An 11,387-nucleotide genomic window follows, 5' to 3' on the forward strand; every position below is an offset into this window, starting at 1 on the left:
CCTCGCCGCCGCCGCTACTGCAGCGGCCCCTTGAGCGCCTTCGGGATCGGCAGCGGCATCACGGCGATGCCCTCCTCCAGCAACTCCGCGGTTTCCTCGGCCGTGGCCTGGCCGCGGATGTTGCGCTCGTCGGCTTCGCCGTAATGGATCTTGCGCGCCTCTTCGGCGAACTGCGCGCCCACGTCTTCCGTATTGGCCAGGACGTGGCGCACGGCCTGCAGAAACGCGGCCTGCTGCGCGGCATTCGGCGCAGGCACGGCCGCGACGCTGCGGCTTTCACCGGCTGGCTTGTCCGGCGCCTGCGTCGCACCCAGGTTGAGTCTGGGCGCGCTCAGGCGCTTGAGGATACCGGTGTCGCCACAGACCGGGCATTCGACCAGACTGCGCGCGAGCTGGCTCTGGAAATCCTCTTCCGAACCGAACCACCCCTCGAAGGTGTGCTGGCGGCCGCATTGAAGATCGAGAACTTTCATGGCCGGATTATCGGCCAGCGTCGTCCACCGGCGCAGTCCGCCATTCCAATGCCCATGCGCCCGACAGGAAGTTCTGCAGCCACAACATGCCCGAAAGCGTCTTGCTGTCGGTCACCCGACCGTCGCGACACCAGGCGAGCAGTTCGTCCGGCGTGGCGCTGATCACGTCCAGGAACTCGCCGGCGTCGAGCTGGCGCTCACCCAGGGAGAGTCCGCGGGCGAACCAGATTTCGATGAATTCGTCGGAATACGCGAGCACCGGATGCAGCACGCCGGCGCGCGACCACTCACGTGCGGTGTAGCCGGTCTCCTCGAACAGCTCGCGGCGTGCGCAGTCCCAGGTGTCTTCGCCCGCATCGAGCTTGCCCGCGGGGAACTCGATCATCACCTGCTGCAGCGGATAACGGTACTGGCGCTCGAGCACCACGCGCCCGTCGTCGAGCATCGGCACCACCATCACGGCGCCGGGGTGCTTGATGAACTCGCGCGTGGCACTGCTGCCATCGGGCAGGCGCACCGTGTCCCGAAACGCATGCAGGAAGCGGCCCCTGAGCAGCTCTTCGCTGCCGGTCTTGTGTTCGATCAGGTGCTGGTCGTCGTTCGTGGTCATGGGGCAAGCCGCTGGTCAACGGAGGAAAAGTCGCCGATGCACGCCGCATGCCAGGATGGCCGCGGACGGCCTCAGCGCGGATGCTTCAACAGATAACGGTAGACGAACCCGGGGAAGGCCAGGGTCACGAAAAGCGTGCCGGTGATGGCGTAGAACTCCCATCCCTGCGGGGCGATCTGACCCGCATGCTGCTCGATCAGCAGGCTCAGCCCGCCGACGACGAAGTAATACACCACGAGTTCGACCAGGCGCAGCGCAAGGGGTTTGGGCCGCGCCATCGGGAAAAAGACGAACAGCCTGTTGGCGCTGAGCCATGGCAGGTTGGCGGCCAGCAAGGCCACGGCCAACACCAGCCAGACCGAAAACGAGGAAGTCACCGCCCGAAAAGGTACCGACGCGCCATCAGGTACCCAGGGTCAGCACGATGGCCTGGGCGCACAGTGTCATCAGCCCGCCGGGCACGATGCCCAGGATCAGCACCAGCGCACCATTGACCGACAACACGGCGCGCACGTCGAAAGGTGCAGAAACCGTGCTAGCGGTGATCGGCGAATCGAAGTACATGACCTTGACCACCCGCAGGTAGTAGAAGGCGCCGACCAGCGACATCATCACAGCGAACACGGCCAGGCCGATGGAGAAGCCCTGTCCCGATGACACGAGGGCCTGCAGCACCGACAGCTTGGCGTAGAAGCCGACCATCGGCGGAATGCCGGCCATGGAGAACAGGCAGATCGCCATGACCGCCGCATACAACGGGCTGCGTTCGTTGAGGCCGGCCAGGTCGGAGATTTCTTCGCTCTCGAAGCCTTCGCGCGCCAGCAGCAGGATCACGCCGAACGCCGCCAGCGTGGTGAGCACGTAGGTGACGATGTAGAACATGGCGGAGCTGTAGGCATTCTGGGTGCCGGCGATGTCGCCATTGACCACGCCCGACAGCAAACCGAGCAGCACGAAGCCCATCTGCGAGATGGTGGAGTAAGCCAGCATGCGCTTGAGATTGGACTGCGCCACCGCCGCCAGGTTGCCGATCAGCAGCGAACCGATGGACAGCACCACCAGCATCTGCTGCCAGTCGAAGGCCAGCGGCAACATGCCTTCGACCAGCAGCCGGATGGCCAGTGCGAACGCGGCCAGTTCGGGGGCACCGGCGATCATCAGCGTGATCGAGGTCGGGGCGCCCTGGTAGACGTCGGGAATCCACATGTGGAACGGCACCACGCCCAGCTTGAAGGCCAGGCCGGCCACCACGAACACCAGGCCGAACACCAGCACCTGGTGGTTCACATGGCCGGAAGCGATAGCCTTGGCGACTTCGGTGATGTCGAGCGAGCCGGTGGCGCCGTACATCATCGAGATGCCATACAGCAAAAAGCCAGAAGCCATCGCGCCGAGCACGAAGTACTTCATGGCGGCCTCGCTGGCGGTCGCGTTGTCGCGGCGCAGCGCCACCAGCGCGTAGCTGGACAGCGTGAGCAGCTCCAGGCCCATGTAGATGATCAGGAAGTTGTTGCCGGAGATCATGGCGAACATGCCCAGCAGCGAGAAGATGCTCAGCGTGAAGATCTCACCGCCGCGCAACATGCCGCGATCGGCCGAATACGGACGGCCGTAAACCAGCGTGACCATGACGGCGATGGTGGCGAAACACTTGAGCCAGTTGCCCATCGGGTCGCTCACGATCATGTTGCCGAAGCCGTACAGCGTGGTCTGGCCGACGGCATAGGACGCCTGCAGCGCGGCCACGACGGCCAGCGTCAGCAAGGTCAGCACATAGGTGGCGGTGCGGCGCTGGCTCTTCACGCCCAGGTCGACCAGCGCGATCACGCAGCCCATGACCAGCAGCACGATTTCGGGGTAAACCGTGATCCAACTGATTTTGTCAATCATCTTCTGTCTCTCAATTCAGCGGGTCAGTTCAGTTTGGAAGCGGCAACGTGCTTGAGCAGGTCGACCACCGACACGTCCATCACGTCGGTGAAGGGTTTGGGATACAGGCCCATGAACAGCACGGCAATGGCCAGCAGGGCGAGCATCGTGAATTCGCGCGCGTTGATGTCCTTGAGCTCCTTCACATGGTGATTGCCCACCGGGCCGAGGTAGACGCGCTTGTACATCCACAGGGTGTACGCGGCACCGAAGATCAGCGCCGTGGCAGCGGCAAAGCCGATCCAGAAGTTGGCCTTGACCGCACCCAGGATCACCATCCACTCGCCGACGAAACCGGCCGTGCCCGGCAGGCCGCAGTTGGCCATGGCGAACAGCAGCGCAAATGCCGCGAACTTGGGCATGGTGTTGACCACGCCGCCATAGGCCGCGATGTCCCGCGAGTGAACCCGGTCGTACAACACGCCGATCGAGAGGAACATGGCGCCCGACACGAAGCCGTGCGCAATCATCTGCACGATGGCGCCGGACACGCCGAGGTCGTTGAAGATGAAGAAACCGAGCGTCACGAAACCCATGTGGGCCACCGACGAATAGGCGACGAGCTTCTTCATGTCCTGCTGCACGAGTGCGACAAGGCCCACATAGACCACGGCGATGAGCGACAGCGCGATCATGAGCCAGGCCCATTCGCGCGCGGCATCGGGCGCGATCGGCATCGAGAAGCGCAGGAAGCCGTACGCACCGAGCTTCAGCATGATGGCCGCCAGCACGGCGGAGCCACCGGTAGGCGCCTCGACGTGCACGTCGGGCAGCCAGGTGTGGACCGGCCACATCGGCACCTTGACGGCGAAGGCCGCGAAGAACGAGAAGAACAGCAAGGTCTGCGCGGTCTGCGACAGCGGCATCTTCTGCCAGGTGGCGATGTCGAAGCTGCCGCCGGACTTGGTGTAGAGGAAGATCAACGCGACCAGCATCAGCAACGAGCCGAGCAAGGTGTACAGGAAGAACTTGAACGCCGCGTAGATCTTGTTCGGCCCGCCCCAGATACCGATGATCAGGTACATCGGGATCAGCGTGGCTTCGAAGAACACGTAGAACAGGATGCCGTCCAGCGCGCAGAAAACGCCGATCATCAGCCCGCTGAGGATCAGGAACGCGCCCATGTACTGGTTCACGCGCTGGGTGATGACCTCCCAGCCGGCAATCACCACGATGAGGTTGATGAAGGCCGTGAGGATCACGAACCACAGCGAGATGCCGTCCACGCCGAGGTGGTAGCTCACATTGAATCGTTCGATCCAGCTGGTGTTCTCGACGAACTGCATCGCCGAGGTGTCCAGCTGGAAGCGGTGGTACAGCGGCAGCGTGACCAGCAGGCTGACGAAGGCACCGATCAGGGCGACCCAACGCACGGCTTTGGCCTGGTCGTCTCGCCCCAGGGCCAGCAGTACGACGCCGAAGACTATCGGCGTCCAGATCGCAAGGCTCAACAATCCCATTTTTCTTATTCCCCTACTTGTTGAGCCAGACGAAATACGTCATCAGCACAAAGATACCCATGATCATGACCAGCGCGTAGTGGTAGATGAAACCGGTCTGCAGCCAGCGCACCACGCTGGAGATCCAGCCCACGAGCTTCCAGGAGCCGTTCACGATGCCGCCATCGATGATGGCGCGGTCGCCCACCTTCCACAGACCGGTCCCCAGGCCGCGAGCGCCGCGGGCGATCACGTTCTCATTGAACCAGTCGAGGTAATACTTGTTCTCGAGCAGCGTGTAGATCGGCTGCACACGGCGCTTGATGGCCGCCGGCAGGGCCGGGTTGACCATGTACATGTAGTACGCGCTGACCACACCGGCCAGGGCCAGCCAGAAAGGCATGGTGGTCAGGCCGTGGATCGCCATCTGCACCGGACCATGGAAGGCCTTGGCCATTTCCTCCATCGCCGGGTGCTTCTCGAAGTCGATGAAGATCGCACCCTTGAAGAATTCGCCGTACAACATCGGATCGATGAACAGGAAGCCGATCAGCACCGACGGGATCGCCAGCAGGATCAACGGCAGCGTGACCACCCATGGCGACTCGTGCGGCTTCTCGTCGTGGTGGCCGTGGTCGTCGTGGGGCGTGGCATGAGCGGAGACGTGGGCCGCATGTGCGTCATGCCCGTGCTCTTCCTCCTCTTCCGGATGGTGGGCGTGGTGCGGATCGGGATTCTGGTCGAAACGCTCTTTGCCGTGGAACACCAGGAAGTACATGCGGAACGAGTAGAACGCGGTGACGAACACACCGGCCAGCACCGCGAAGTTCGCAAAGCCGCTGCCCGCCAGATGCGTCTCGTGCACGGCCTCGATGATGCTGTCCTTCGAGTAGAAGCCGGCGAAGAAAGGCGTGCCGATCAACGCCAGCGAACCCAGCAGTGAAGTGATCCAGGTGATCGGCATGTACTTGCGCAGGCCGCCCATCCAGCGGATGTCCTGGTTGTGGTGGCAGCCCATGATCACCGAGCCCGCGCCGAGGAACAGCAAGGCCTTGAAGAACGCGTGGGTCATCAGGTGGAACACCGCCACCGAATAGGCGGAAGCACCCAGCGCCACCGTCATGTAGCCCAGCTGCGACAGCGTCGAATAGGCGACGACGCGCTTGATGTCGTTCTGGATGATGCCCAGGAAACCCATGAACAGCGCCGTGATCGAACCGATGACCATGATGAAGCTGAGCGCGGTGTCGCTGAGTTCGAACAGCGGCGACATCCGGGCTACCATGAAGATGCCGGCCGTCACCATCGTCGCGGCGTGGATCAGTGCGGAGATCGGTGTCGGGCCTTCCATGGAATCGGGCAGCCACACATGCAGCGGGAACTGCGCGCTCTTGCCCATCGCGCCGATGAACAGGCAAATGCAGATCACCGTGACCAGCATCCACTCCGTGCCGGGGAACGTCAGCTTGGCCAGTTCCTCGGACTTGGCGAAGGCTTCGCCGTAGTTGAGCGTGCCGGCATAGGCGGCGATCAGGCCGATGCCGAGGATGAAGCCGAAGTCGCCCACACGGTTGACCAGGAAGGCCTTCATGTTGGCGAAGATGGCGGTGGGCCGGTTGAACCAGAAGCCGATCAGCAGGTAGGACACCAGGCCCACGGCTTCCCAGCCGAAGAAGAGCTGCAGCATGTTGTTGCTCATGACGAGCATCAGCATGGAGAAGGTGAACAGCGAGATGTAGGCGAAGAAGCGGTTGTAGCCTTCGTCTTCCTCCATGTAGCCGATGGTGTAGATGTGCACCATCAGCGACACGAAGGTCACGACGCACATCATCATCGCGGTCAGGCTGTCGATGAGGAAGCCGACTTCCATCTTCAGGCCGCCGACAACCATCCAGGTGTAGAGCGTTTCATTGAAGCGTGCACCTTCGACCACGCTCTTGAGCGTCATCGCCGAGATGATGAAAGCCACCAGCACACCGAGGATGGTCAGCGTATGGCTGACCTTGCGGCTAATGACGTTGCCGCCGAAGGCCGTGCCGAAAACACCGGCGAGCAAGGCACCGGCGAGCGGGGCCAGCGGTACCGCCAGCAGTGTCGAAGCTGAGAGGGTTTGACTCATGTTGTTATTGATGAACCTTCAGGCTCAACCCTTGAGCGTGTTGAGTTCGTCCACATTGATGTTGGACTTGTTGCGGAACAGCAGCACCAGGATGGCCAGACCGATGGCCGACTCCGCCGCCGCGACCGTGAGAATGAAGAACACGAAGATCTGGCCGTGCAAATCGCCCAGGTAATGGGAGAACGCGACGAAGTTCATGTTCACCGCCAGCAACATCAATTCGATGGCCATCAGCAGAACGATGAGATTCTTGCGGTTGAGGAAGATGCCGATGACCGACAGCGCGAACAGCATCGCGCCGAGCGAAAGGAAATGGCCAAGGGTCAAAGTCATGCTTTTTTCTCCACGGTGGGCGATACGGCTGCGGCAGCCTCGGCCACCGGTTGCGGGGCCACCGGCGCCTGGGTCGCCGCCAGCCTGACCACGCTCAGGCGGTCGCGCGCCTTGACCCGAACCTGGTCAGAGGCATCGACGAACTTGCTGTCCTTGCGCTGGCGCAGCGTGAGCGCGATCGCCGCAATCATCGCCACCAGCAGGATCACCGCGGCGATCTCGAGAGGGAACAGGTATTCGGTATAGAGCAGCTTGCCCAACAGCTTGGTGTTGGACAACTCGTTGGCCACGGGCGAGGCCGTGGCGATCACCGCCTGCGGTGCATCCCGGAAGCCGCCCATGAGCACATAGGACATCTCCAGCGCGATGACCACGCCGATGATGGCCGCCAGCGGGAAGTGTTTCCAGAATCCGCGACGCAGGCTATCGACATCGACGTCGAGCATCATCACCACGAACAGGAACAGCACCATCACCGCGCCCAGGTACACCAGCACCAGCGTGATGGCCAGGAACTCGGCGCGCAGCAGCAGCCACACGGCGGCGGCCTGCGAGAAGGCAAGCATCAGGTACAGCACCGCATGCACGGGGTTGCGCGCGGTGATCACCCGAAATGCCGCGAACAACAGCACCGTCGAGAATAAATAGAAGAAACCGGTCTTAACATCCATGGGTTGGTTCTTTGTGCAGGGCAGTCAGGGCATCAACGACATCGATGGCATCAACGGTACTTGGCATCGGCCGCCTTGGCCGCTGCAATCTCGGTTTCGTAGCGGTCACCCACGGCGAGCAGCATGTCCTTGGTGAAATACAGGTCGCCCCGTTTTTCGCCGTGGTATTCGAAAATGTGGGTCTCGACGATCGAATCCACCGGGCAGCTTTCTTCGCAGAAACCGCAGAAGATGCATTTGGTGAGGTCGATGTCGTAACGCGTGGTGCGGCGCGAACCGTCGTCACGCACGTCCGACTCGATGGTGATCGCCATCGCCGGGCACACGGCTTCGCAGAGCTTGCAGGCGATGCAGCGCTCTTCGCCGTTCTCATAACGGCGCAACGCATGCAGGCCGCGAAAACGTGGCGAGATCGGCGTCTTTTCCTCGGGGAACTGCACCGTGACCTTGCGTTTGAACATGTACTTGCCGGTCAGCGCCATGCCCTTGAACAACTCGGCAAGCATGAAGCTGGAGACAAAATCCTTGACGGAAGCGACTGTCGTCATCACATCCTCCCTTTATTTCCAGATATTGAACGAGGTCTGCATCCAGCCGCCGACCAGCACCAGCCAGACCAGCGTGACCGGAATGAAGATCTTCCAGCCCAGGCGCATGATCTGGTCGTAGCGAAAGCGCGGGAACGTGGCACGCACCCAGATGAACAGCGACACGACGAAGAAGGTCTTGAGGCCCAGCCAGATCCAACCCGGAATGAAGTCGAGGAAGGCCACGGGTGACAGCCAGCCGCCCAGGAACATCAGCGCGGCGAGGATCGACACCAGCCACATGCTGGCGTATTCGGCCAGGAAGAAGATGGCGAAGCCCATGCCCGAATACTCGACCATGTGGCCCGCCACGATTTCCGCTTCGCCTTCGACCACGTCGAAGGGGTGACGGTTCGTCTCGGCCACGCCGGAGATCACGTAGACCATGAAGATCGGCAACAGCGGCAGCCAGTTCCACGACAGGATGCCGAAGCCGTGGTCCGCCGCCATGCCGCGCCCTTGCGAGGCCACGACGTCGCCGAGGTTCAGGCTGCCGGTGACCATGATCACCACCACCAGGCAGAAGCCCATGGCGATTTCGTAGCTCACCATCTGAGCCGAAGCGCGCAATGCGCCCAGGAAAGCGTATTTCGAGTTGGAAGCCCAGCCGGCGATGATCACACCGTACACCTCGATCGAAGTGATGGCCATGATCAACAGCAGGCCGGCGTTCACGTTGGCCAACACCGTCTCGGGGCCGAACGGAATGGCGACCCACGCGGCCAGGGCCGGCATGATCGCCATGATCGGGCCGAGGCGGAACAGGCCCGGGCTGGCCGCCGTCGGGTTGATCATTTCCTTCGTCAGCAGCTTCAGTGCATCCGCGATCGGCTGCAGCAGGCCCAGCGGGCCGACCCGGTTGGGGCCGTGGCGCACCTGGATCCAGCCGAGCAGCTTGCGCTCCCACAGCGTCAGATAAGCCACCGCACCCATCAGCGGGGCCAGCACGAGCACGATCTTGAGCAGGGTCCAGATGACCGGCCAGGCCAAGCCCGACCACCATCCGTGGGCGACCAGGTTCAGGCCGCCGTTGTAGAACGAATCGATCATGCCGCCACCTCCTCGGCTGCGTACAGGCTGGCTTGGCGCGCGTCGGCCGTCATCTGCAACGACGTCGCGCGGCGCACGATGCCGTCGAGCTGGTAGATGCTCGCCACCGCGGGCACACCGGCCGGCGCGGTCGCGGTGAATGCCGCATCACTGGCGTTCGACAGCACATCGGCCGGCAGTTGCGCGACACCGGCAAGTGCCGGCGTACCACGTGCCAGCACGTCGGTCGTTGACTCGAAGTCGAAACCCGGCAGACCCAGCAGATTGGCCAGCACGCGCAGCACCTTCCAGGCCGGACGCGTTTCGCCGAGCGGCTTGACCACGGCGTGGAAGCCCTGGACGCGGCCTTCGGCGTTGATGAAGGTGCCCGAAGTCTCGGTGAACGGTGCGATCGGCAGCAACACGTCGCTGATCTGCAGGTTGGCCTTGAACGGGCTCAGCGTGACGACCATCTGGGCCTTGTTCAGGCCGGCCAGGGCACGCGCGCCGTCGGCGGCATCGAAGGCCGGCTCGGTGTTCAGCAACAGCACGGCCTTCAGGGCGCCATCCATCATCTGGCCCGCGTTCAGGCCGCCCTGCCCCGGCAATGCGCCGACAAGCTGCGCGCCGACGGTGTTGGCGGCTTCCGTGAGGTAGCCGACGGAGGCGCCGGTCTCCGTGGCGATCCAGTTGGCCAGGGCCAGCAGGTGGGATGCATGGCCGTGGTGCGCCGCGGCATTGCCCAGCAGGATCGCCTTGCGGGTACCGGCCAGCAAGCCCTTGGCGATGGCCTTGGCCGCGTCGCCGGCGTCACCTTGTACAGGTGCGGCAATTTCCTTGGCGCCGGCAATCGCGATGGCGACTTCACCCAGTGCCTGCACCCAGGCCGATGGCTCGGCCAACAGCGTGTTGGCCACAGACATGGCCCAATCGTAGCCCTGCGCATTCAGCGCGTGCACTTTGCAGCCGCGGCGAGCTGCCTGGCGGATGCGCTGCGCGAACAGCGGATGATCCTTGCGCAGGTTCGAGCCGACGACCAGCACCTGCTGCAATTGCGACAGCGAGGCGATCGGCGTACCGAGCCAGCGCACCTTGCCCGGCAGGTTCACGAACTCCGCGTGGCGCAGGCGGTGGTCGATGTTTTCGCTGCCCAGGCCGCGCATCAGCGCGCCGGCCAGGAACAATTCTTCCACCGTGCTGTGCGGGCTGGCCAGCGTGCCGATGCCCTGTGCACCGTGATCCGCCTTGATCTGGCGCAGCCCGTTGGCCACATACTCGAGGGCGGTCTGCCAGTCGACGGTCCTCCATTCACCGCCCTGCTTGAGCATGGGCTGGGTCAGGCGTTCATCGCTGTTCAGGGCTTCGTAGGAAAAACGATCGCGGTCGGCGATCCAGCATTCGTTGACGTCCTCGTTCTCCAGAGGCACGACGCGCATGACCTTGTTGTTCTTGACCTGGACGATCAGGTTGGCCCCGGTGGAATCGTGTGGGCTGACCGACTTGCGGCGGCCGAGTTCCCAGGTGCGGGCGCTGTAGCGGAACGGCTTGCTGGTCAGCGCGCCGACGGGGCAGATGTCGATCATGTTGCCCGAGAGTTCGGAGTCGACCGTATCGTTGACCACGGTGGTGATCTCGGAATGCTCACCGCGGTGGATCATGCCGAGTTCCATCACACCGGCCACTTCCTGGCCGAACCGCACGCAGCGGGTGCAATGGATGCAGCGGCTCATCTCCTCCATCGAGATCAGCGGGCCCACGTCCTTGTGGAACACCACGCGTTTTTCTTCCTGGTAGCGCGACGAGGAACCGCCGTAGCCCACGGCCAGATCCTGCAGCTGGCATTCGCCACCCTGGTCGCAGATCGGGCAATCCAGCGGGTGGTTGATCAGCAGGAATTCCATGACCGACTGCTGCGCCTTCAGCGCCTTGTCGCTCTTGGTGCGCACGATCATGCCCTGCGTCACGGGCGTGGCGCAGGCCGGCATCGGCTTGGGCGCCTTTTCCACGTCGACCAGGCACATGCGGCAGTTGGCCGCGATGCTCAGTTTCTTGTGGTAGCAAAAATGGGGAATGTAGGTGCCGGCCTTGTCGGCTGCATGCATGATCATGCTGCCTTCGGTGACATCCACCTTCTGTCCGTCGAGTTCGATTTCAACCATATTTTTTCGGGCTTTTCTGGCGCTTGAGGCGTTCGGGG

At 62.9% G+C, this 11,387-nt stretch carries 11 protein-coding genes; all 11 read right to left on the reverse strand.

From position 1 onward, the window contains the following. Nucleotides 1-14 precede the first annotated feature (14 nt). The 11 genes from RD110_RS17225 to nuoG all read right to left on the reverse strand — a co-directional run bounded on the left by RD110_RS17225 (nt 15) and on the right by nuoG (nt 11,349). A complete protein-coding gene (locus tag RD110_RS17225) occupies nt 15-473 on the reverse strand; it encodes a DUF1178 family protein (RefSeq protein ID WP_076200607.1) in 459 nt (152 codons plus the stop codon). A 7-nt stretch (nt 474-480) separates the two neighbouring features. Then, nucleotides 481-1,083 (reverse strand): NUDIX domain-containing protein, encoded by a 603-nt coding sequence (locus RD110_RS17230; RefSeq protein WP_076200608.1) that lies wholly within the window; start codon nt 1,081-1,083, stop codon nt 481-483. Between the two features lie 71 nt (nt 1,084-1,154). Further along, nucleotides 1,155-1,460, reverse strand: coding sequence for a DUF2818 family protein (locus RD110_RS17235; RefSeq protein ID WP_076200609.1), 306 nt, complete (start codon nt 1,458-1,460; stop codon nt 1,155-1,157). Nucleotides 1,461-1,485: 25 nt separating this feature from the next. Then, entirely contained in the window at nt 1,486-2,973 is a 1,488-nt protein-coding gene (gene nuoN / locus RD110_RS17240; RefSeq protein WP_076200610.1) for an NADH-quinone oxidoreductase subunit NuoN, read from the reverse strand. 23 nt (nt 2,974-2,996) lie between these two features. Next, nucleotides 2,997-4,472, reverse strand: coding sequence for an NADH-quinone oxidoreductase subunit M (locus RD110_RS17245; RefSeq protein ID WP_076200611.1), 1,476 nt, complete (start codon nt 4,470-4,472; stop codon nt 2,997-2,999). A gap of 13 nt (nt 4,473-4,485) precedes the next feature. After that, entirely contained in the window at nt 4,486-6,570 is a 2,085-nt protein-coding gene (gene nuoL / locus RD110_RS17250) for an NADH-quinone oxidoreductase subunit L (protein WP_076200612.1), read from the reverse strand. Nucleotides 6,571-6,594: 24 nt separating this feature from the next. After that, entirely contained in the window at nt 6,595-6,903 is a 309-nt protein-coding gene (gene nuoK / locus RD110_RS17255; protein ID WP_076200613.1) for an NADH-quinone oxidoreductase subunit NuoK, read from the reverse strand. Then, nucleotides 6,900-7,574, reverse strand: coding sequence for an NADH-quinone oxidoreductase subunit J (locus RD110_RS17260; protein ID WP_076200614.1), 675 nt, complete (start codon nt 7,572-7,574; stop codon nt 6,900-6,902). Before RD110_RS17260 ends, nuoK begins: the two co-directional genes overlap by 4 nt. 50 nt (nt 7,575-7,624) lie before the next feature. Further along, on the reverse strand, nt 7,625-8,122 hold the full coding sequence (gene nuoI, locus RD110_RS17265; protein WP_076200615.1) for an NADH-quinone oxidoreductase subunit NuoI: 498 nt from the start codon (nt 8,120-8,122) through the stop codon (nt 7,625-7,627). Nucleotides 8,123-8,134: 12 nt separating this feature from the next. Further along, a complete protein-coding gene (gene nuoH / locus RD110_RS17270) occupies nt 8,135-9,211 on the reverse strand; it encodes an NADH-quinone oxidoreductase subunit NuoH (protein WP_076200616.1) in 1,077 nt (358 codons plus the stop codon). After that, entirely contained in the window at nt 9,208-11,349 is a 2,142-nt protein-coding gene (gene nuoG / locus RD110_RS17275) for an NADH-quinone oxidoreductase subunit NuoG (RefSeq protein WP_076200617.1), read from the reverse strand. Before nuoG ends, nuoH begins: the two co-directional genes overlap by 4 nt. Between the last annotated feature and the right edge of the window lie 38 nt (nt 11,350-11,387).

Origin of the sequence: Rhodoferax koreense (genome assembly GCF_001955695.1) — a bacterium.
In the GTDB taxonomy this organism is placed as follows: Bacteria; Pseudomonadota; Gammaproteobacteria; order Burkholderiales; family Burkholderiaceae_C; genus Rhodoferax_B; species Rhodoferax_B koreensis.

Bases quoted from the DNA above. Each gene is read 5' to 3' on its own strand.
- RD110_RS17225 (WP_076200607.1), bottom strand. From the start codon at position 473: ATGAAAGTTCTCGATCTTCAATGCGGCCGCCAGCACACCTTCGAGGGG.
- RD110_RS17230 (WP_076200608.1), bottom strand. From the start codon at position 1,083: ATGACCACGAACGACGACCAGCACCTGATCGAACACAAGACCGGCAGC.
- nuoN (WP_076200610.1), bottom strand. From the start codon at position 2,973: ATGATTGACAAAATCAGTTGGATCACGGTTTACCCCGAAATCGTGCTG.
- RD110_RS17245 (WP_076200611.1), bottom strand. From the start codon at position 4,472: ATGGGATTGTTGAGCCTTGCGATCTGGACGCCGATAGTCTTCGGCGTC.
- nuoL (WP_076200612.1), bottom strand. From the start codon at position 6,570: ATGAGTCAAACCCTCTCAGCTTCGACACTGCTGGCGGTACCGCTGGCC.
- nuoK (WP_076200613.1), bottom strand. From the start codon at position 6,903: ATGACTTTGACCCTTGGCCATTTCCTTTCGCTCGGCGCGATGCTGTTC.
- RD110_RS17260 (WP_076200614.1), bottom strand. From the start codon at position 7,574: ATGGATGTTAAGACCGGTTTCTTCTATTTATTCTCGACGGTGCTGTTG.
- nuoI (WP_076200615.1), bottom strand. From the start codon at position 8,122: ATGACGACAGTCGCTTCCGTCAAGGATTTTGTCTCCAGCTTCATGCTT.
- nuoH (WP_076200616.1), bottom strand. From the start codon at position 9,211: ATGATCGATTCGTTCTACAACGGCGGCCTGAACCTGGTCGCCCACGGA.
- nuoG (WP_076200617.1), bottom strand. From the start codon at position 11,349: ATGGTTGAAATCGAACTCGACGGACAGAAGGTGGATGTCACCGAAGGC.